The 22,395-nt window shown below is 57.7% G+C and carries 18 protein-coding genes; 6 read left to right on the forward strand and 12 right to left on the reverse strand.

Annotated features, from left to right (window positions below):
- Positions 1-1,047, forward strand: a complete 1,047-nt coding sequence (locus tag FN037_RS18270; protein ID WP_142502891.1) for a P1 family peptidase — start codon at positions 1-3, stop codon at positions 1,045-1,047.
- 117 nt (positions 1,048-1,164) lie between these two features.
- Positions 1,165-1,986, forward strand: a complete 822-nt coding sequence (locus FN037_RS18275) for a M55 family metallopeptidase (RefSeq protein WP_138358560.1) — start codon at positions 1,165-1,167, stop codon at positions 1,984-1,986.
- A 3-nt stretch (positions 1,987-1,989) separates the two neighbouring features.
- On the opposite strand, the gene FN037_RS18280 is transcribed toward FN037_RS18275, so the two are convergent.
- From FN037_RS18280 to FN037_RS18305, 6 genes are all read right to left on the reverse strand, one after another.
- Entirely contained in the window at positions 1,990-3,510 is a 1,521-nt protein-coding gene (locus FN037_RS18280; RefSeq protein ID WP_138358558.1) for a serine hydrolase domain-containing protein, read from the reverse strand.
- Positions 3,507-4,247, reverse strand: coding sequence for an ABC transporter ATP-binding protein (locus FN037_RS18285; RefSeq protein ID WP_138358556.1), 741 nt, complete (start codon positions 4,245-4,247; stop codon positions 3,507-3,509). Before FN037_RS18285 ends, FN037_RS18280 begins: the two co-directional genes overlap by 4 nt.
- Before the next feature lie 78 nt (positions 4,248-4,325).
- Complete coding sequence (locus FN037_RS18290) at positions 4,326-5,153, reverse strand: ABC transporter ATP-binding protein (protein ID WP_138358554.1); 828 nt, start codon at positions 5,151-5,153, stop codon at positions 4,326-4,328.
- Entirely contained in the window at positions 5,154-6,053 is a 900-nt protein-coding gene (locus FN037_RS18295) for an ABC transporter permease (protein WP_138358552.1), read from the reverse strand.
- The gene (locus FN037_RS18300; RefSeq protein WP_138358550.1) at positions 6,050-7,060 is read right to left on the reverse strand and encodes an ABC transporter permease; all 1,011 of its coding nucleotides are present in this window, start codon (positions 7,058-7,060) and stop codon (positions 6,050-6,052) included. Before FN037_RS18300 ends, FN037_RS18295 begins: the two co-directional genes overlap by 4 nt.
- Positions 7,060-8,655, reverse strand: coding sequence for an ABC transporter substrate-binding protein (locus tag FN037_RS18305; protein WP_142502892.1), 1,596 nt, complete (start codon positions 8,653-8,655; stop codon positions 7,060-7,062). Before FN037_RS18305 ends, FN037_RS18300 begins: the two co-directional genes overlap by 1 nt.
- Before the next feature lie 198 nt (positions 8,656-8,853).
- On the opposite strand from FN037_RS18305, the gene FN037_RS18310 reads away from it, so the two are divergent.
- Positions 8,854-9,918, forward strand: coding sequence for a dipeptidase (locus FN037_RS18310; RefSeq protein ID WP_142502893.1), 1,065 nt, complete (start codon positions 8,854-8,856; stop codon positions 9,916-9,918).
- A gap of 3 nt (positions 9,919-9,921) precedes the next feature.
- On the forward strand, positions 9,922-10,836 hold the full coding sequence (locus FN037_RS18315; RefSeq protein WP_138358544.1) for a LysR family transcriptional regulator: 915 nt from the start codon (positions 9,922-9,924) through the stop codon (positions 10,834-10,836).
- 140 nt (positions 10,837-10,976) lie between these two features.
- On the opposite strand, the gene FN037_RS18320 is transcribed toward FN037_RS18315, so the two are convergent.
- Entirely contained in the window at positions 10,977-11,585 is a 609-nt protein-coding gene (locus FN037_RS18320) for a TetR/AcrR family transcriptional regulator (protein WP_142502894.1), read from the reverse strand.
- A gap of 438 nt (positions 11,586-12,023) precedes the next feature.
- Between FN037_RS18320 and FN037_RS18325 the strand changes: the two genes are divergently transcribed.
- Positions 12,024-13,490: an aldehyde dehydrogenase family protein gene (locus FN037_RS18325; RefSeq protein ID WP_142502895.1), complete on the forward strand. Its 1,467-nt coding sequence runs from the start codon at positions 12,024-12,026 to the stop codon at positions 13,488-13,490.
- Between the two features lie 43 nt (positions 13,491-13,533).
- Positions 13,534-14,985 (forward strand): carotenoid oxygenase family protein, encoded by a 1,452-nt coding sequence (locus FN037_RS18330; RefSeq protein ID WP_138358538.1) that lies wholly within the window; start codon positions 13,534-13,536, stop codon positions 14,983-14,985.
- Between the two features lie 261 nt (positions 14,986-15,246).
- On the opposite strand, the gene FN037_RS18335 is transcribed toward FN037_RS18330, so the two are convergent.
- From FN037_RS18335 to FN037_RS18355, 5 genes are read right to left on the reverse strand one after another with little or no spacing between them, the layout of a single operon-like run.
- A complete protein-coding gene (locus FN037_RS18335) occupies positions 15,247-17,265 on the reverse strand; it encodes a CocE/NonD family hydrolase (protein WP_142502896.1) in 2,019 nt (672 codons plus the stop codon).
- Positions 17,262-18,887 carry an ABC transporter ATP-binding protein gene (locus FN037_RS18340; protein WP_142502897.1) on the reverse strand — a complete coding sequence of 542 codons (1,626 nt, stop codon included), beginning with the start codon at positions 18,885-18,887 and terminating at the stop codon, positions 17,262-17,264. Before FN037_RS18340 ends, FN037_RS18335 begins: the two co-directional genes overlap by 4 nt.
- Positions 18,884-19,714, reverse strand: a complete 831-nt coding sequence (locus FN037_RS18345) for an ABC transporter permease (RefSeq protein ID WP_138358532.1) — start codon at positions 19,712-19,714, stop codon at positions 18,884-18,886. The genes FN037_RS18340 and FN037_RS18345 overlap by 4 nt, the downstream gene beginning before the upstream one ends.
- Positions 19,711-20,664, reverse strand: a complete 954-nt coding sequence (locus FN037_RS18350) for an ABC transporter permease (protein ID WP_138358530.1) — start codon at positions 20,662-20,664, stop codon at positions 19,711-19,713. The genes FN037_RS18345 and FN037_RS18350 overlap by 4 nt, the downstream gene beginning before the upstream one ends.
- Positions 20,664-22,253 carry an ABC transporter substrate-binding protein gene (locus tag FN037_RS18355; protein ID WP_142502898.1) on the reverse strand — a complete coding sequence of 530 codons (1,590 nt, stop codon included), beginning with the start codon at positions 22,251-22,253 and terminating at the stop codon, positions 20,664-20,666. Before FN037_RS18355 ends, FN037_RS18350 begins: the two co-directional genes overlap by 1 nt.
- Between the last annotated feature and the right edge of the window lie 142 nt (positions 22,254-22,395).

Consider the following 22,395-nt stretch of genomic DNA (forward strand, 5'->3'; position numbering starts at 1 on the left):
ATGGATTTTCAACAGAGGCAGCGTGACCTGCTGCTGCAACGCTGGCGTGAAGATCGTCAGCTCGGTCAGCCGCGCAGCCACTGCGGGCCGACCAACCTGATCAGCGATGTACCTGGCGTGCGCGTCGGCCACGCCACTCTGGCAGAAGGCGAGATCCAGACCGGTGTCACGGCGATTGTGCCGCCGGGTGATAACCTTTTCCGACAACCACTGCCCTGCGCGGCGGCGGTATTTAACGGCTTTGCCAAACCGGTCGGGCTGGTACAACTGGAAGAACTGGGGGTATTGCAGACGCCGATCCTGCTTAGCAACACTCTGGCGGTCGGCACGCTGTTTACCACCCTGGTGCGCGATGCCATCAGCCGCAACCCGGAGCTGGGCCGCAGTATGCCCACGGTCAATCCGTTGGCGCTGGAGTGTAACGATGGCTGGCTCAATGACATCCAGGCGCTGGCGGTGACAGAAACGCTGGCGCAACAGGCCCTACAGAATGCGCAGAGCGATTTCGCCCGTGGTAGCGTTGGCGCCGGGCGCGGTATGAGTTGTTTTAGCCTGAAAGGCGGCATTGGCAGCGCCTCGCGCCTGATCCCCGCTCTGAATGCCACGCTTGGCGTACTGGTGCTGGCGAACTTTGGCGCGCTGACAGCGTTAACGCTGGATGGCGTGCGTCTTGGCGAGATGATCGCCCCGCTGTTGCCGGAACTGGCGCCCCAGCGCGATGCGGGCTCGATCATCATCATTATGGCCACCGATGCGCCGCTTGACGCGCGCCAGTTGAAGCGTGTGGCAAAACGCGCCGGGGCAGGCCTCGGACGACTGGGCAGTTACTGGGGACACGGTTCCGGTGATATTGCGGTGGCATTTTCTACCTGCGTTCAGCCTCAGCCACCGGAAGATGCGGCGCTGGAGCCATTGCTCGCCGCCGCTGCCGATGCCACCGAACACGCGGTGCTGGATGCGTTGCTGAGCGCGGAAGCGGTCACCGGTTTTCGCGGCCACCACCGTCCGGCGTTGACCGAGGTGCTGAACAGGTTATCGCTACCGTAACGGCGCGATTGATCACATCATATTGGGGTTTATACCCGACACAGAAACGGGCGTAGCCAATGTACAAGCGACCTGAAATACAACGGGTATATCGCGATTAACGGAAAACATCAGACAATGAAAATCTTTATCTCCGCCGATATCGAAGGCATCGCGGGCGTCATGCGCCCGGAACAATGTTCGCCAGGCCATGCGGAATACCAGCTGGCACGCGGATTGATGGAACAGGAAGTTAATGCCGCCATCGATGGGGCGTTTGCCGGTGGCGCAACCGAAGTGGTAGTGGCTGACAGCCACGCGCAAATGACCAATCTGCGTGCGGAAAATATCGATCCCCGCGCCCGACTGGTCCAGGGCAAACCTCGCGGTCTGTCAATGGTGGAAGGGCTGGAACAGCAGCCCTTCGATGGTCTGTTTTTTATCGGCTATCACAGCGCGGCAGGCGAGCCCGGCGTGCTGGCGCATACCATTAACGGGCGCGCGTTCTGGCGCATCCATATCAACGGCAAAGTGATGGGCGAAAGCGATATCTATGCGGCGGCGGCGGCCGAACAGGGCACGCCGTTGTGGCTGGTGAGCGGCGACGATCGGCTCCAGGGCTGGATTGGCGAACATTACCCGTCGGTTGATTACGTCTGCGTCAAACGCGCCATCTCCCATACCTGTGCAGAATCCATCAGCCCGCGGGCGGCGCAGGATGCTATCCGCGTCGCCGCCACGGCAGTCGTACAGCGTGCAGGTCAGGTTGAAACCACCCGCATCAGTTCCCCTTATGAGATGCAGCTTCAGGCGAGTAAACCGGTGCTGGCCGATCTCTTCAGCCTGATCCCGGGCGTAACGCGCATTGATGCGGTCACCGTGGGCTATCGCGCGGAGAAGATGGGCACGCTAATCAGCCTGTTGAGCGCCTTCTCCTATCTGGCGAGTACGCAAAACTAAGGCTCATCGCTGGCGTCTGAAGGTCACAACGCGGCTGCGGTTGAGCAGCAGCCGCACGCTATCGCCCGCTCGCGCCAGCACAAAACGTTTCTCCCACGGGCCATCCTGCGCCGTTGCCAGCACACGATCGCCACCCAGCGATTGCAGCGTGGCGCGAATCGCCGCCGGGCCAATTCCCATCGTCAGGGTATCCGCCGCAACCACCATCTCACTACGCCACTGCGACGCGAACCAGCAGCCCTGCATATTGTCGAGGCTGGCGCAATCCGGCTGCACCGGTACAAAGCGGCGCGCCGCATGGCCGATTTCACCGGCAATCGCGGCGCCCTCGTGATGTAATCGCATCGGGAAAGTGCTGGAAAGTGAGATGGCATCACCAGCGTGTTCATCGCGCCATAGCGTTTCACCCGCTCCCAGCCAGGTGGCGGTCACGCCGCTGATCTCCAGCCAGTCGGCGGCATCCGGCGCCACATACAGCCCGGGCGTCAGATCGTGGCCTTTTTCCGGTAATGCGCGGCCCAACGCGGCGGCCAGAATGCGCAGAGCGCTTTCGGAAGTGGCGACATCTTCACGGTTTGCCACCAGCGCCACGCCGATCTTCAACGCCGGATGCAACAGGAAATAGCTTTTATAACCGGCGTGGGAACCGCCGTGACCAAACAGCGTCTGGCCGTCGATCGTCGAACGCGTTATCCCCAGCCCATAACCGCTGGCGCGCCCGTCATTCAGCCTGCGCGGCGCGCTCAGCCGTTGCAGCACACCGGCACCCGGACCGGTATCCGCCAGCAGACTTTGCAGCCAGCGAGTCAGATCCCGCAGACTGCCGGTCACGCTGCCGGATGCCGACAGATGCAAACCGGCGCTGGAAAGTTGCCACTGCTGCCCGTTGTGCCAGTAACCCGGCACCAGGCCAGGGACAATATCAAACCAGCTTTCCGCCGCGAACAGATTAATATCCAGGGGGTTGCACACGTATTGCTGTAACAGCTCGTTAAACAGCACGCCTTTGGCTTTCAGCGCCTCCTCCACCAGACGGTAGCCGGTGTTGGTATAGGAGATCTCGCTGCCCGGCGGGTAGTTCAGATCGCCTTCGCGAGCGACAAAATCGAGCAAATCGGCGGCAGTAGTGGCGTTATACACCGATAAACCCAGCAGCGACAGGGTTTCACGCACGTCCGGCAGGCCGCTGCTCATATCCAGCGCCTGCCCTATCGTCACCGCGCCGTTGGCGCCGGTCAGCTGCGGCAGATGTTGCGCCAGCGTGTCATCCAGCTGCATAAATCGGCTTCCCGGGCCGGTGACCAGGGCGGCAAACAGATGTTTGGTTATTGAGGCAAAACGCACCACGCTGTCCACCGTAAACGGCGTTTGCCGGGACAGATCGGCCAGCCCGGCGTAATGCGTTGAGTGAATATGGTCGGCATCAAACAACACGATCGCACCGCCTGGCGCACCGGGTTGTCGCCAGCTTTGCACGATCGAATCTGCCACATCTGCGGCCTGCTGCCAGCGGGCTGTTGTCATACCGGTTCCTCCAGCGTCATGCTGAGATCAAACAGTTGCGCGGTGTGCGGATGCTGGATGCGGCGGGCGCGCAGATCGTCAGCGCTCAGTTGCTCGACCATCTCGCCATGCTGCATCACGCCAATGCGCTGACACAAATGCGTCACCACCGCGAGATTATGTGTCACCATAATGTAGGTCAGTTCACGCTCGCTGCGAAGATCGCTCAGTAGATTAAGGATTTCCGCCTGTACCGATACATCGAGCGCCGAGGTGGGTTCATCCAGCAGCAGGACCTCCGGCTCCGCAATCAGCGCCCGGGCGATCGCCACACGCTGACGCTGCCCGCCGGAAAGCTGGTGGGGATAGCGAAAACGCACCGCCGCAGGTAGACCAACTTCACTCAGCGCCCGGCTGATGCGTTGTTCAGCACGATCGAACTGATGCACCAGCAACGGCTCGTGCAGAATGCGGTCAATGGTCTGCCGCGGATGCAGCGAGCCAAACGGGTCCTGGAAGACCATTTGAACCTGGCGAAAAAAAGCGCGGCTGCGTTTGGCGCCCAATGCCTGACCGCCAAAGATCATATTGCCCTGCCAGTGTTCATTCAGCCCGGCCAGCGCTCGCAGAATGGTGGATTTACCGGAACCGCTTTCGCCAACCAGGCCGAAACTCTCGCCATTAGCAACAAAAAAGCTGACGTCTTTTACCACCGTAAGCGAACCAAAAGAGATACGCAGATTATCAATTTGAATCATGTATTTTGCCTGTTGAGCTAAAATCCGCCCCCTGCATTGCAACCCGCGCGATAAATCGCGCAATACCTGGATGCGGCATTAATCCCGCCACGCCGCATCACGCTGCAGCACCGGTAATCGATCGCGCGGATGGCGCAGCGACGGCAGGCAGGCCAGCAACCCGCGGGTATAGGGATGCTGCGCCTGTTGCAGTTGTCCGGCCGCTAACTGTTCGACGATACGCCCGGCATACATCACCGCCACGCGATCGCAAAAATGCGACACCAGCGGCAGATCGTGACTGATCAGGATCAGTCCCATGCCACGAGCAGACACCAGGTCGTCAATCAGTTTGAGGATCTCCGCCTGTACCGTGGCATCCAGCGCACTGGTAGGTTCATCCGCAATCAGCAACTCCGGGTCCGGCGCCAGCATCATGGCAATCATCACCCGCTGGCCCATCCCACCAGAAACTTCATGTGGATAGCGTTTCGCCACCGATTCGGGATCGCGGATTTTTACCTGTTCCAGCAAGCCAATCGCGGCCTGCAGCGCCGCCTTTTTGCTCCCCCCCTTATGTTCGCGCCAGGCTTCGGAAATCTGCTGACCAATCGTCATCACCGGATTGAGCGAATATTTCGGGTCCTGCAAAATAAAACCAACGCGCTTGCCGCGGATCTGACGTAGCACTTTTTCGCTGGCGCCGCGCAGGTCGATGCCATCAAAACGCAGGACGTCCGCCGTCACCGCCGCGTTGCCTGGCAGCAGTTGCATCAGGCTGCGTGCCGTCAGCGATTTGCCGGAACCGCTCTCGCCGACAAGGGCAAACTTTTCCCGGCCAACGCTAAAACTGACGCCGCGCACCGCTTCAAAGGTGTCGGCGCGGTTGCGAAAGGCAATGCGCAAATTTTCAATTTCTACCAGCATTTAGCGCTCCTTCGGATCAAGCACGTCGCGCAGACCGTCGCCCAGAAAGTTGAACGCCAGCGAGGTCAGGAAAATGGCGATGCACGGCATCAGCGGCACCCACCACTCGCTAAACAGGAAACGACGCGCAGTGGCAATCATCGTGCCCCATTCCGGTGAAGGCGGCTGAGCGCCCATGCCGAGAAAGCCGAGGCTGGCGGCGGTGATAATGATAGAACTCATGTCAAGAGTGACGCGCACAATCAGGCTCGGCACGCACAATGGCATGATATGGCGCAGAATAATACGCAACGGCGCTGCGCCGGTCAGACGGCTGGCGGCGATAAAATCACTGTTGCGGAACTGTAAGGTCTCCGCCCGTGCCAGACGCGCATAGGGCGGCCAGGCAGTCAGCGCGATGGCCAGAACCGCACTCTCGACGCCCGGTTTCAGCGCAGCAACAAACGCCAGCGCCAGAATCAGGCGCGGGAAAGCGAGGAAAATATCCGTCAGTCGCATCAACGCCTTGTCCACAATCCCGCCTGCATAACCGGCGATACAGCCAATCAGCAGGCCGAGCGGCGCGGTCAGCACCACGACCGCGATCACCATACCAAGCGTGGTGCGTCCGCCATAGATGATTCGCGTCCAGACATCGCGGCCCAGTTCATCGGTGCCGAGCCAGTGCGCCCATGACGGCGCCGCAAGGCGATTAGCCAGATGCTGCGTTCCTGGATCAAACGGCGTCAGCAGCGGCGCAAACACCGCCAGAAGTAACATCAGGAAAATGACCAGCAGCCCCGCCATCGCCAGCGGGTTGTTACGCAGGCTGAGCCACAGGCGATAGCGACGGCCCCATACCGCCTGGCGGCGGTTCGCTGGCGTGTCATCAAGTAGCCAGTCACGAGAAAAGAAGATCATTTTACGCGCGGATCCCAAAGTCGATAGAGAAGATCGGCCAGTTGATTAAGCACGACATACACGGTGCCGACCAGCAGAGTGGCGCCAACTACCGGGTTCATATCAGCGTTCATCAACGAAGTGGTCAGATACTGTCCGAGCCCCGGCCAGGAAAAAACGTTTTCCGTCACTACCGCGCCCTCCAGCAGCCCGGCGTAAGTCAGCGCCAGTACCGTCACCAGTTGTACCGCTACGGTGGGAAAAGCGTGGCGCCAGATCACCCGCGCCGCAGACAATCCTTTGGCGCGCGCGGTGATCACAAACTCGCCGCTAAGGGCATTGAGCATAAAGGTGCGCGTCATCCGCGTGATGTAAGCCATGCTGAAATAGGCGAGGATCAACACCGGCTGGGCCATATGCGCCAGCGCATCGCGAAAGGCGTCATACTCACCCGCCAGCAAAGAGTCGATGGTAAGAAAGCCGGTGACCTGCGGCACCATATCCTGCCAGATAATGTCCTGACGGCCGGGTCCCGGCGCAATGCCCAGCACGGCGTAGAACACCAGCAGGCTAAGTAACGCCAGCACGAATACCGGCAGCGAATGGCCGGCGAGACACACCACACGAATGGTCTGATCCACCCAGCTACTTTGTCGCACCGCCGCCCACACGCCGAGTGGGATGCCGATCAACGCGGCGATAATAATCGCCGCCGTCGCCAGCTCCATGGTCGCTGGAAAGAAACGCGCGATATCGGTAGTGACCGGATTGGAGGTCAAAATCGATTTACCGAGATCGCCATGTAACAGCTGATTGAGGTAATGACCAAACTGGATGTAAAGCGGTTGATCCAGCCCCATTTCCGCACGCACGCGTTCCACTACCGATTGCGGGGCGTTATCACCGACCGCCGCCAGCACCGGATCGGTGGGCATCACGCGACCAATAAAAAAGGTCAAAACCGACAAGCCGAACAACGTCAGCACCAGGCTGCTCAGGGTGCTGACGATCTTTTTCAGTAACTGCATCAGGCTTTTTTCACCTGCTGATACGGCCACTGCTCCAGAACGGTCATGTGGACATCGCTGATATTTTTGCCAACGGCGACGTTTTTGGTTTTCTGCATCATGTAGATAAACGGACTCTTCTCACGCCCCATCTGCTGAAGCTGGTGATACAGCGCGATACGTTTGGCCGGGTCGGCTTCGTGCAGCGCCTGTGCGGTGAGTTTGTTGAACTCATCGTCAGACCAGCTACAACGCCACGCCAGCGTGCGGTCGCGCGCGTTATCGCTGTTGTCGGTGTTAACGCAGAAGGCTTCAGTATTGGAGTTCGGGTCGAAGTAATCCGCTCCCCACGCGGTGAGCGCCAGCTGATGCTGACGAGCGCGCATTTTGGTCAACACCTGGCGGTTCTCAGCGGCAATCAGCGATACCTTGATGCCAATCGCACCCAGTTGGGTCTGAATCGCCTGTGCAATATCCGGGTACGGCTGCATCGAGTAGTGATCGAGGGTGATGGCAAAACCGTCCGGATAGCCCGCCTCGGCCAGCAACGCTTTGGCTTTGGCAACGTCTTTATGGAAAGGGGTATCATCCAGCGCCGCCGGGAAACCGCTCGGCAGGAAGCTCTGATGAGTGGTGAAACTCATTGACAGAATGTTCTTCTGGATGCTGTCATAATCCAGCGCCCATTTTAGCGCCTGCCACACCTGCGGTTTTTTCAGGTACTCATTACTGGTGTTGCACGACATCAGCATGATAGCCGAAAGCGGCTGCGTCACCAGCGAGATCGCAGGGTCGTTTTTCACCTGTAACAGTTGTTCGGTGGTCAGGTCGTAAGCCGCATCCACGTCGCCTTTTTTCAGCATTAACGCCTGTGCTGCCGGGTCAGTGATGTGTTTGAGGATCACGCGTTTGATTTTGCTCTGGTCCGCGAACTGCGGGCTGAGTTGCAGAATCACGGTTTCACTGGCTTTCCAGGTACGCAGGGTAAAAGCGCCAGAACCCGCGCTGTGCTGTTTCAGCCAGGCGTTGCCGAAGTCGTTATTCTGCTGATTTGCCAGGCAGGCTTTCTTCGACACAATGCTGCCGACGGTGGCCGACAGACAATACAGCAGGAAGGTTTCAGCCGCCGGAGCACCCAGCTTCATCTCCAGCGTATGGGTGTCTTTCGCGGTCACCAGTTGGGTGACGTTATCTTTAGTGAAGCCAAACTGGTTGATGATAAACGCCGGGCTTTTATCCAGTTTTACGATACGTTCGATGGAGAACGCCGCATCTTCGGCGGTGACGGGGGTACCATCGGCGAATTTGGCCGTCGGGTCGATATGGAAGGTATACACGCTGTTGTCGGCATTGACCTCCCAGCTTTTTGCCAGGGCGCCAATCACCTTATCCGGCTGTTGCGGGTCAGGCATCACCAGCTTCTGATACAGGTTGCCGCAAATCTGCCCGCCAGTGGCTTCGAAACTCTCGTGAGGATCGAGGCTGGTCATATTATCCAATTGCATCGCCATCACCAGCATACTGGGCGGAGTGGCGCCAAAGGCGGAATTGAGGCTGAGATACGAAAGAAAAGGTACGGCTGTGCATCCTACAAGAAAACGTCTTCTGGTTACCATGCCAACTCCAATTCATTGATTATTATGATAAAAAAATATCATTTGCTGTTTTTTTGTCTTGACATTCCCGCCGTGCGGGGGGATTAATAACAGGCATTAACCTTTTGTTTCATGTGCGGCCGTTCGCCCTGTTTTGGTGCATCCTGCCCCACTAACTGGCAGCTTTACGCTTTCCCCTGAATAAGCAACGGATACAACATGTCTGACTCACCTAACGCCAAGCAGATTGCCATTCCGGTTTTTGATGGTCACAACGATGTCCTGAACAAACTGTGGCAACACCATCAACCCGATGCGGTGAAGGTCTTTTTCAACGGCAGCGCATCAGGCCAGATGGACTTTCCCCGCATCCGCCAGGGGAATATGACCGGTGGAATTTTTGCCACCTGGGTGCCGTCACATCCATCAGTTGCAAGAAGTACGCCAGATCTCTCAGATTTTCCTCAGGAAATTATCAGCAGTGCACGCGATGCGACCTTCTCTATGCTTGCGTTATTGCTGCGTATTGAGCAGGCGTCAAACGGTCAGGTAAAGATTTGCCGCAGCGTGCGGGAGATTCGTGAGTGCATGGCGAAAGGGGTGCTGGCGACGGTAATGCACATTGAAGGGGCGGAAGCGCTGGATACGCACGGCGAGCTGCTGGACATTCTCTACGCCAGCGGGTTGCGCACCCTTGGGCCGCTGTGGAGCCGCCCGAACCAGTTTGGCGAAGGTGTGCCGTTTCGTTATCCCTCCTCGCCGGATATCGGCAATGGTCTGACCCCAGCGGGTAAGCAGCTGGTACGCGACTGTAACCAACGCCGCATCATGGTGGATCTGTCGCATATGGATGAAAAAGGCTTCTGGCAGACGGCGGACATCAGCAATGCGCCGCTGGTGGCAAGCCACTCCAATGCGCATGCATTGAGCGCCCAGTCGCGTAACCTTACCGACCGTCAACTGGCGGCGATTGCCGAAACCCGGGGTTTTGTTGGCGTGAACTTTGCCGTACCGTTCCTGCGTGAAGATGGCGATCGCCACGCCCCTACCACCGTGGAGGCTATCGTACGTCATGTCGAATACCTGCTGGAGAAAGTCGGTGAAGATGGCGTCGGCTTTGGCTCCGACCTCGATGGCGCGACAATGCCCGGCGATATAAAAGACGTAGCCGGTTTCCCGAAGGTAGTGGAGGCACTGGCAGCACGCGGTTATACGCAAAACCTGCTGGAGAAGATTTGTTACGGTAACTGGTTGCGTGTGCTCGACGCCACCTGGGGCGAATAAACCATGCGATTGCGGCATATTGAAGTGTTTCAGGCCATAGTGCAGACCGGTAGCATCAGCGGTGCGGCACGCCTGCTGAATGTGTCGCAGCCAAATGTCAGCCGGGTGTTGAATCATGCCGAGCAGCAGCTTGGTTTTGCGCTGTTTGAACGGCGTACCCAGGGGATGATTGTCACCGCGGAAGGGCGGCGTCTGCTGCCGGAAGTGGAAGATCTGTATCAACGTTTACAAGCCATTACCCAGTTAACGGAGCAACTGCGGCACGGCGAAGGGCAGACGGTACGCGTCGGCGCCGCGCACGCTTTTGGCCAGATGGTGCTGGCCCCGGCGCTGGTGACCTGGCGTCAGCAGGCTGCGTCGGTCAGCGTAGAACTGGTCACCGAACACTTCAGCACCCTGTGCCGCGGCATTCTCGACAACCAGCTCGATTTCGCGCTGGTGTTTGGTCAGCAGGCGGATGCAAACCTGCTGGCGGAACCTTTATTCCAATCTTCGATGGTGGCGTTGTTACCGCTGGCTCACCCGCACAACGAACCGGTCACCCTCGAATGGCTGTGCGCTAATAACCTGCTGATGATGCAAAACCAGGACCCGCTGGGACGCGTGCTGCATCGCGCGTTGCGCGATAAAGGGTTAAATCCTGGGGTTTCGCTATCGATAAAAACCTACTCGGTGATTGCCGACATGGTACTGGCGGGCGGTGGCGTGGGGATTGTCGATCTGTTCACCGCCTGTCGCTATGCCGATCAACTGAAGCTGTTACCCGTAGCACAGCCGCTGCCGTTCGAGGTGATGCTGCTCAGCCGACGCGACCGACCTCAGTCACAATCGACCCTGCAGCTGAAGCAGGTGATCCGTAATAAGTTGTGGGAGATTGCGCGGCAATGTGAATCCCAGTTTTTTACGGTTAAACCGTAGGGGTTTACGGGTATCGAATGTGTGCCGTTAGCCACAGGCTATTGCACTTCATTATCCGCGTGACGACAGAGAATTCCGCCATAACGGGAGATTTAGCTTCCTGTTTTCATTACCAATACGCAATACCTGACGCAACGGCCCTAAGGCTGCGCATAAAGTTGAATAAACGCCGCGGTCGCGGTGCTGACTGCTGATTCCAGTTGGACCGTATCGGCGGGAACAGGATCCAGACCCCACATAATCCGTTCGACAATCCCCGCCTCACATAGCGCTTTAAAATGCAGAGATAATGCCCGCGTGTCTCCCTGACGCAGCAACTTTTTCTCCATAAGCCCGCTGATGACCTCGCCAATATGCAACAACGTTTTTTTCGGCCCTAATTGATAAAACAAATTTGCCAGCTCCGGAAAACGCCCCGCCTCGCCGATGATCAGCCGGTTGAGCGCCACGATATCTGCTTTAGTGACCAAATCCAGATAAGCCATCCCCAGATGATGCAAGGTGTCAGACAGACTCTGGCTTGTCTTTGGCGCATCCAGCAAACGCTCCACCCAGCCTTTACCCGCCTCGATGATATAGGCCTCGAACAGCGCTTCCCTGGATGAGAAGTAGTTGTACAGCGTCACTTTGGAACTGGATGCCTCCGCAGCGATCGCTTCCATGGTGACCGAGGCAAATCCCTGAGTGACAAATAATTTCCCGGCAGCCATGACAAATTGCAGGCGGCGAGCTTCTGTTTTTTTACGCATTGTGTTTTCTGCTCCCTCATTTGTGAACGACATGGTACAGAAATGTTGATCTTTTATCTATACTGTGAATAAAGTAAACGTAGTCGTTCATTTATCTTTTGGAGACGGCCTGTGCATTGCCAGACCGGGCCCCGGTACCTGTCCACTACACCACCACGCGACGGAGGAGTGCTGTGAGAAAAAATCAACCCTTCAAGCCATCGGCCAACACGTTGGTGGATTGCCTGTTGCTGCGATGGATTGCGCCACAACTTAGCCAGGATGCGCAGTTCATCAGGTCAGGGCTTGCTATCTACGTCCGGGGCAGCGCACTGCTCTCCAGTTTCACACTCACAATAACAAACGCGCGTTTAACCGCCAGAAAACTGACAACGGCCTGCACACAATGCTGGCAGCACGGCTGGTTCATCGCTATCTCACCTGCAACCGGAGTTCATCATGAACACACACCAACATGCTTACACTGGCCAATACATTAATGGAAACTGGCGTCCCGGCGCATCGGGCACCCCACTCATTGACATCAATCCTTTTAATCAATCAGTGCTGACCGAAATAGCCCAGGCCAGCCAGGCCGATCTTGACGAGGCCTATCGCAGTGCCGCCATCGCACAAAAAGCCTGGGCCGGGACGAGTGTCGCCCACCGTAGCGCCGTGCTGCTTAACGTCGTGCACATCATGGAGCAGCGTCATGACGAAATCGTCGACTGGCTAATCGCGGAATCCGGCAGTACCCGAATCAAAGCCGAAATCGAATATGCATCCGCGCGCGACTGCACCTTCGCCGCCGCGATGTTGCCGGGGCGTGTACAAGGCATCATACCGCCCAGCGATGTGCCTGGCAGGGAAAATCGAATCTACCGTTCCCCACTGGGTGTTATCGGCGTCATTAGCCCATGGAATTTTCCGTTGCACCTGTCAAACCGTTCCGTCGCACCAGCGCTGGCCCTGGGGAACGCCGTTGTGCTCAAACCTGCCGAAGATACCCCGGTAACGGGCGGCCTGTTGCTGGCCAGCATTTACGAACAGGCGGGTTTGCCTCCGGGTGTACTGAATGTCGTCATTGGCGATGTGCAGGAGATTGGCGACGCCTTCACGCTCCATCCCGTCCCTCGTCTGATTTCCTTTACGGGGTCCACGCGGGTCGGCAGGCATATTGGCAAACTGGCGGCGACGGGGCCGACGCTCAAGCATGTCGGACTGGAACTGGGCGGCAATGCGCCCTGCGTCGTGCTGGACGATGCGGATATCGCTCTGGCGGTAGACGGTGCCATCGTCGGACGTTTTTTGCACCAGGGGCAAATTTGTATGAGCAGCAATCGCATCATTATCGATGCCAGCATCTACCCACGATTCACGGAAGCTTTTGTGGAACGGGCGCGCCAGCTTAAAGTCGGCGATCCAAACGAGCCGGACACCGTGATCGGCCCGTTGATCAACCACAAACAACTAAACGCCGCGTTATCGCGTATTCAGTCCGCCCGTCAGGCTGGGATCGCGCTGGCGCTGGGCGGCGAGGCCGATGGCTGTCTTCTGCCGCCGCACGTTTTCATTGATGTGCCAAACCACGCCGATCTGGCGCAATCCGAGCAATTCGCCCCGATAGCCCCGCTCATTAAGGCCGACAACGAAGCACATGCGCTGACATTAGCCAACGAAACTGAATTTGGCCTGTCCAGTGCGGTGTTCACCCGGGATGAAGGGCGCGGCATGCGCTTTGCCCGGCAGATAGAAGCGGGAATGACGCACATAAACGACATTTCGCCTAACGACGATCCCTACTGCATGTTCGGCGGAGAAAAAAACAGCGGTCTGGGCCGCTTTAACGGTGACTGGATGATCGCCGAATTTACGACAGAACACTGGATAAGCGTACAAAACTCGCGCCTTTCTTACCCATTCTGAACATGACGCGAAACCCATAACCATGATTAATGGAGCGTAATATATGAGCCTGCAATTTCCAGATACACCCGAATTCACCGGTCTTTACAAACCCAGTCGCGTGGAAGCCAGCATTGTCGACCTTGAGGTGGAGGGCACTATCCCGGAGGCCATCAACGGCACCTTCTATCAGGTAGCTCCCGATCCGCAATATCCTCCCATGCTCGGCAACGATATCTTCTTTAACGGCGATGGTATTGTCAGCGCATTTCGCTTTACAGGCGGGAAAGTCAGCCTGAAACGACGCTATGTCGAAACCGAGCGCCTGAAAGCACAACGCCGCGAACATCGTTCCCTGAATGGGGTTTATCGCAACGTCTACACCAACGATCCCCTGGCGGCCTCGAATAATACAACGGCGAATACCACAGTGATTACACACAATGGTATTCTGCTGTCCATGAAGGAAGACTCGCTGCCCTGGGCGTTGAACCCCGATACACTGGAAACAATCGGTGAATGGGATTTCAACGGGCAGATTAAATCCGCGACCTTTACCGCACACCCCAAACGGGACCCGGATAACGATGCGCTTCTCTGCTTTGCGTATGAAGCCAAAGGCGACGCCACGCCGGACATCGCCTATTTCGAAATCAGCGATACCGGGGAGCTGACCAGGGAAATCTGGTTCCAGGCCCCCTATGCCGCCATGATCCACGACTTTGCCGTCACGCAAAATTACGTCATTTTCCCGATTATCCCGTTGACAGCAGATCTTGAACGTATGCGCAAAGGCGGGCAACACTTCCAGTGGCAACCTGACCTGCCGCAGCTTTTCGGTGTCCTGCCGCGTAACGGCTCGGCGCAAGATATACGCTGGTTTTATGGGCCGGTGAATGGCTTTCAGGGGCATACGCTCAATGCTTATGAAGAGGGCAATAAAATTTTTGTCGATATGCCGGTCACAAACGGCAACGTCTTCTATTTTTTCCCTCAGGCCGATGGCGCCGTCCCACCGCCGGAATCCCTGAAAGCCGCCTTGATGCGCTGGACATTCGACCTGGACGCCGAAGACCATGATGTTGTGCCGCAACTGTTGACGGCCACGCCCTTCCCCTGCGAATTCCCACGCTGTGACGAACGCTATAACGGCAAACCTTATCGTTATGGTTTTACGCTCGCCTACGATCCGCAGTTGCCCTTTGATTCGGCAACGCTGGGCGCCCTTCCGTTCCAGTTTTTCAACCAGTTAGCGCGTATTGATGTTGTCACCGGGAAAAGTGAAATGTGGTATCCAGGCGATGCGCAGTGTTTCCAGGAGCCAGCCTTTATCCCGCGCAGCAAAGATGCGCCAGAAGGTGATGGATGGGTTGTGTGCGTCATGAACGACCTTCGGGCGCACACCTCTGAGCTACTTATTATGGATACTGCGCACTGGGTACAGGGTCCGCTGGCCAGAGTCAAAATTCCCTTCCGTTTACGCATGTCGCTACATGGTAACTGGTCCGGAGACTAACCCCTGGCGGAATACGCAGCCATGATAAACAAACGGGCCTGACCCCGTCGTTTAATGATACGGGGGATTGACCGTCCGTACCTTCCGGGTTTGTCGGAGAATCATCCGGTAAACCCGGTCAAAGGTGCTGGCAGGTATCCGTTGGCGGATCAGCGAAAAACGCCGGGAGTGGGAAACAAAACGAAAATCCACACATTAACTCGTTGAGTTAAAAAAATTTTCCGCTCTCCCCGCGGGAAATCCCACCGGGAGAGCGGCTAATTACTGACGAGGAATGCGCTGTTCCCAGCAACGATGCCAGACAGATTGATCGTTGTGCGTGACCGTCATTTCCCCGCTAATCAGGTAATCGTCTTTGTCGCCGCGTAGCGTCAACGCGACATCCGCCTGCGTCCACCAGCCTTCCCGGCCAATCTTCATCGTCTGGGTAAGCTGGTAGCAGGCCGACAATGGATCCTGGTTGCAGATAGTCAGCTCGCGGCGCAGGCTGTGATCTACCGTGGTGTCGATATCATCAAAGCGATACACCCCTTCCCCGAATACCCCACCTACGCCCTGCGTGACGCAGATCCAGCTATCCGTCACCACATCATAATGCAACTCGCGATCCACCCGGCCTGGACTTAACACCGTCAGCGGAGTATCCGGCGCCGTTTCCGGATGCGGGTTGGGGCCAGGGATCGTAGCCAGACTATCGCACACCGGCAGATGCAACACCGCCCGCGCGAGATCCAGCGTCAGCGTCGCCGCCTCCGGCATGGGCCAGACCATAGGCCAGAAGGTGGTCGCCAGCGCGATACGCACCCGGTGTCCGGGGGCAAACCGCCAGGCGATGCCATCTAACTGCACCTCAACATCAATGGTTTCCCCGGGCGTTAATGCCTGCGCCTGGTGTTGCCCCTGATGATGACAGAGATTGACCCAACCATGAGTGATGCGTGTCACCGCCCCGTCCGGGGCGACATCCGACAACCGGACATACAACATGGCCGCCGGTTTATCGCTCTGCAGCGCCACCCGAAAACGCGGGAAGCCATAAATAGTCAGGGGAGCATCCAGCGGTGCGCTCTCAAAACAGGTCGCCTGGCCGTCGTCGATACGCTGGTCCGGCGGACTTTCCCCCAGAACGCCCGCCCCCATCCACTCGCCGCCCATCAGTCCGTGGCTTTGCGGGGAACATATCGCCTGCCAGCCTGCCTGTGCGTCGGGCTGAAGCGCGAGGCGGCCATGTGCGGGATACCAGGCCATCTGACGCGCGGCATCGGCGGTGTCGCAATCCACGGCGACCCATGTGCCACTCGCCGTCGGGCGACTGGCGGCAGGCGGCTGGCTGTCATTCAGCCAGACCTGGAGGCGCGGCCCTGCCAGTGCGTCGTTGTCTTCCCCCTTCAACCAGTGATTCCACCAGCGCACCGCTTCCTGAAGGAAACCTATTGCTGGCGCGGGCGTACCGTCCTGCGGATAGATATGGGCCCAGGGACCGATTATCGCCCGACGCGGCACCGTCAGATTATCCATCAGACGAAACACCGCATTGCTGTAGGAATCCGCCCAGCCACCGACCGCCAGGACCGGGCACTGAATCGCCGCCCAGTCCTCCCCGACGGAACCATGTCGCCAGTAGGCGTCTTTGTGCGGGTGTTCCATCCACAACGCCGGGAAAAAAGGCATGTTCTCCAGGCGCTCACGCCAGGCATCGAACCAGCTATCGCCCACCAGCGCCGGGTCCTGGGGGCGGCTCTGGTAGGCCAGCATGATCCCGCCCCACCACAGGTTGTCGTTCAGCAGGCAACCGCCTTTGTAGTGGATATCGTCGTTATAACGGTCATCCGTGGAGCACACCGTAATGATCGCTTTCAGCGCCGGCGGGCGACGTGCCGCCAGTTGCAGGCAATTAAACCCGCCCCAGGATTTGCCCATCATGCCCACCGCCCCGCTGCACCAGGACTGGCGGCTTATCCAGTCGATAACTTCCAGTGCGTCTTCCTGCTCCTGAAGCAGATATTCATCAGCCAGTAAACCATCGGATTCGCCGCTACCGCGCATATCCACGCGCAACACGGCGTACCCATGGCCCGCGAAATACCCGTGCATGGGTTCATCGCGGGTACGGGTACCATCCCGTTTGCGGTACGGGATATATTCCAGAATCGCCGCCACGGGTTGTGGGCTGTCGGGGAGCCACATCCGCGCGGCCAGCCGGGTGCCATCGGCCAGCGGGATCCACACGTGTTCACTGACTGTGACCGAATAAGGGAAGTGGGTAAGGATTTTTTTCATGACGCGCCTGCCAGTAAATTATTGCCGCCCCGCTTCCCCAGCACATCATCCAGCCAGGTGGTACGCATTTCAGGCACCGAGGTCAGCAGTTTTTCAGTGTAAGTGTGCATCGGCGCGCTAAAGACATCGCTGGTCGCGCCCTGCGCGACGATGTTGCCCTGATACATCACGGCAACCTGGTGAGCGATGCGTTTTACGGTGCTCAGGTCGTGGGTGATAAACAGATAGGACAGCCCCAGTTGCTCCTGTAAGCGGCGCAACAGATTCAGCACCTCTTCCGCCACCAGCGGGTCCAGCGCCGAGGTCACTTCATCACAAATGATCAGATCCGGGTTGGCGGCCAGCGCACGGGCAATACAGACGCGTTGTTTCTGGCCACCGGATAACGCGCCTGGCGTGCGTTCCAGTAAGGTTTCCGGCAACTCCGTCAGGCGCAGCAGTTCCCCGACCCTGGCGCGCACCTGTTTTTTGTCGAACCCGAAATAAAACACCAGCGGGCGGCCGATTATCTCCAGCACCGTCTGGCGCGGGTTCAGCGCGATATCCGGCAACTGATAAATCATCTGGATACGGCGCAGCGTTTCTTTATCGCGCTGTTTGTAGTGATTCGCCAGCGTGGCCCCCTGAAAGCGCACCGTGCCCTGAGTTTCATTATTTAAGCCGCACAATGCGCGGGCCAGGGTGCTTTTGCCGCTACCGGATTCGCCAATAACCGCCAGCGTCGCGCCCCGAGTCAGGCTCAGGGAAACGTCATGCACCACGGTTTTACCGCTGTAGCTGGTACTGAGCCGCTCCAGCGCCAGCAGTGGTTGCGGGTCTGATGTTTGCGCCTGGGCTGGCGCCAGCGGGTGGGTGCGTTCACTCACCAACTGGCGTGTGTAGGCTTCCTGGGGTTGCTGGAGGATTTGCCCGGCCGTGCCACACTCCACCTCCCGCCCCTGACGCAACACCATAATGCGGTCGGCGATTTGCGCCACCACCGCCAGGTCATGGGTGATATACAGCGCCGCCGTGTGGAATTCACGCACCAGTTTGCGCAGCATCACCAGTACCTCAATCTGGGTGGTCACGTCCAGCGCGGTGGTCGGTTCATCCATCACCAACAGATCGGGCTTGCAGGACATCGCCATCGCCGCCATCGCGCGCTGGAGCTGCCCGCCGGAAAGCTGGTGCGGATAACGTTTGCCAATATTTTCCGGGTCCGGGAGATCCAGCGCCCGGAACAAGGTCACCGCCCATTGCCGGGCCGCCTCTTTGCTCATCAGCTTATGGCGTACCGGTCCTTCGCATACCTGCTGGCCAATGGTAAGCGAGGGATTAAATGCCGCCGCCGCGCTCTGCGCTACATAAGCCACGCGTTTGCCGCGAAAATCGCGTTTTTGCGCGGAAGACAGCCCCAGCAGATCGGTGCCATTGATGCAGACTTCCCCACCGCCGAACCGGCAACCGGGGCGCGCGTATCCCAACGCCGCGAGGCCGATGGTGGATTTCCCCGCGCCAGATTCGCCAATTAGCCCCAGAACCTCGCCAGGAAGCAGCGTCAGGGAAATGTCCTGCACCAGCGGTAAGCCTTCGTACGTTTCGATACGCAACTGGCGCATCTCAAGAACAGGTTGCGTCATAATTCCCCCCCGACAGAAAGGTGCTGGCGGGTTAACAGCCAGTCCACGACCAGATTTACGCCAATGGTCAGCAACGCGATAGCCGCCGCCGGATAAAGGGGCGCCAACAGGCCGAAGTTAATCGCCTGCGCGTTGTCGCGCACCATACTGCCCCAGTCGGCATAAGGCGGTTGAATGCCCAGCCCCAGGAAGCTCAAGCCCGCGATAAACAAAAACGTAAAGCAAAAACGCATGCCGAATTCCGCCAGTAACGGGGGAATCGCGTTGGGCAGGATCTCTTTACGCAGTACCCAGCCAATCCCCTCCCCGCGCAGGCGAGCGACTTCGACATATTCCTGGCACACAATGTCCTGGGCAACCAGGCGCGCCAGGCGGAACACACGGGTCGCGTCCAGCAAGGCGATGGTCGCCACCAGGACCGGAATGGAGGTGCCGAGCACCGACAACACAATCAACGCCAGGATAAGCACCGGAATAGACATCAGGGTATCGACGATACGCGTCAGCAAGACATCCACCCAACGGCCATAAATCGCGGCCGTAAAACCGGTGATAATCCCCAGCAGAAACGAGCAAAATGTGATGATCAGCGCGATAGAAATAGTGGTGCGCGCGCCAAACAACAGGCGGGAAAGCATATCGCGCCCCAGGCTGTCCGTGCCAAACGGCAAACCCGCCGCCGACTGCATCCAGACATCACCCACCTGCGCGGTTTCACTGTGCGGCGCGATCCAGGGCGCGAACAACGCGGCGACCAGGTTCACGCCAATAATCGCCAACCCCAGCATAGCCGACAGCGGTATACGCCATTGTCTCACTCTGTTCATGAAGACCTCGCGTGACGTAAACGAGGGTTACACCAGATAGCCAACAAATCCGCCAGCATATTCAGGATAATATAGGTGCCGCCGAAAATCAGTCCACACGCCTGCACTACCGGCAGGTCGCGCCGGGTAACGGCATCCACCATGTACTGACCCACCCCCGGGTAGACAAACACCACTTCCACCAAAATGACCCCTACTATCAAATAAGCCAGGTTAAACGCGATAACGTTAATAATGGGCGCCAGCGCATTGGGCAAGGCATGGCTGAGAACAATGCGCCATTTGGGCAGCCCTTTGAGCAACGCGGTTTCGATATAGCTGCTGGACATGACCGCCCCGACCGACGCTCGCGTCATGCGCAGCATATGCGCCAGCACCACCAGTACCAGCGTGAGCATCGGCAATGTGCAGGTGTACAAACGCTGGCCGAAGCTCACTCCTGGGGCGACTGTCGCCAGGCTGGGAAACCACGCGAAATGGATAGCAAAGAACATCACCAGCAGGTAGCCGACAAAAAACTCCGGTACCGAAATACTCAGCAACGTCAGATTATTAGCCAGACGATCAAACCAGGAATCGCGCCAGATAGCCGAGGCTATCCCCAGCACCATAGCTAACGGGATAGCCACCACCGCCGCATACCCGGCCAGGAACAGGGTATTCTCCAGACGCGGCAGTAACACTGCGCTGACAGGCTCATTATTCGCCAGTGACACCCCCAAATCGCCGTGCAACACCCCGCCCAGCCACTGGAGGTAACGCCATGCGGCGGGTTGATCCAGCCCTAACTGGCTGCGGAGCGCCGCGATGGTTTCCGGAGTACCGTTTTGCCCCAACAACGCGCTGGCGATATCTCCCGGCAATAATTCGGTGCCGAGGAAAATCAGCATTGATACCAGCCACAAGGTTACGATCCCCAGCAACAAACGCTGGATTATCAGCTTTTTCATCACGCCTCCAGCCAGACCCGTTCCGCAAGGCGGCCACCCATAAAGTTAAACAATGGATGCGGTGCGATACCGCCGACCTTCTTGCTGGCGGCATCCAGATAATCACCAAACAGGGGGATCATCGCCCCTCCGTCGTCACGGGCAATGCTTTGTAGCTCACCATAAATTTCCGCGCGTTTGCGGTCATCCAGCAACGAGCGCGCCTGGAGCAGCAATGCGTCGAATTTTTCATTTTTCCAGTGGGTGTCGTTCCACTTCGCCGTGGATTGCCAGGCGGTGGAGAACATCTGGTCGGCGGTAGGCCGCCCACCCCAGTACCCCATACAGAATGGCGCTTTCATCCAGACATCGTCCCAGTAGCTGTCCGCGGGCTGGCGTTTGATGCTGACCTGAATCCCTCCTTTTTTCGCCTGATCCTGGAACAGAGCCGCCGCATCCAGCGCCCCGGCAAATGCCGCATCCGATGAAGACAGCTCCACGGCCAGACTATCCATTCCGGCTTTTTTCAGGTGGAAACGTGCTTTGTCCGGGTCGTACACCCGTTGTTCCAGCGCGTGATTAAAGAAACGATCGGTTTTCGGAATGGGGTGATCGTTGCCCAACTGGCCGTAGCCGCGCAGGATGGTTGACAGAATTTTTTCGCGATCGATGCCGTACTTAATCGCCAGACGCACATCATTGTTGCTGAATGTCGGGGTGCGGCAATCCATCAGGAAGGTGAAATGCTGCCCGCCGGACGAGCGCACGATATTCAACGCAGGGCTACGTTTGAGGAAATCGACTGTTTTGAAGTCCACACGGTTGATGGCGTGCACCTGGCCTGAGATCAACGCATTGGTTCGCGCGGTGGCGTCGTTGATGACCAGCACTTCCACCGCGTCGACAAACGCGCGGTTCGGCTTCCAGTAATGGGGGTTGCGCTGGAATAACGAACGTACCCCTGGCTGGTACTGGCCGAACACAAACGGGCCGGTGCCAATCGGGTGCGACCAATCATTAAAACCATTGGGCACCACCAGCAGGTGGTAATCCGCCAGCAGATAAGGCAAGTCGGCATTGCCGCTATCCAGGGTGAGCGTAATTTCGTCCGGTGCGGATTTCACCAGGTTAACAATGCTGTCCAGTTGCGTTTTAATGGCGCTGCGCGACTGGTCGCCACGGTGTAAATTGATAGACCAGAGAATGTCATCCGCATCGAGTGTTTTACCATTATGGAATGTCACATCTTTACGTACTTTAAACACCCACTCTTTCGCGCCCGGTTTGGCTTCCCAGCTTTCCAGCAGTTCCGGCACCGCCTGGTTATGTTCATCAATTTCCACCAGGCCATTCATCAGCATATAAGCCTGGTTTAAAGGCACCCAGTCGGTAAACAGACGTGGGTCCAGCGTATCGCTGGTATTCCCGCCGGACATCCCCAGTTTCAGCGTGCCGCCTTTTTTTGGAACGGCATCGGCGGCAAAAACATTCAGAGGAGAAAGAGAAAACGAACTACCAATCCCCAGTGCTGCGGCGCCGGTGATAAAAGACCGGCGGCTCAGACGCCCCTGTTGAAATAATTCCTGCCAATGGGAGTGACTCTCTTTCATTTATTTTTCTCCGTGAGTTATCAGTCTGCTTTACGCATCTCCTCTGCATCGTGGAGTGTCGCAATTATGATTTATATCAAAATGTTTTATGACTAATGCATGAATTTTTCGTATCAGACTATGCAAAAAACAGGCGGCAGAA

It is taken from the genome of Klebsiella sp. 2680, from assembly GCF_900198535.1.
Taxonomy (GTDB): Bacteria; Pseudomonadota; Gammaproteobacteria; order Enterobacterales; family Enterobacteriaceae; genus Klebsiella; species Klebsiella indica.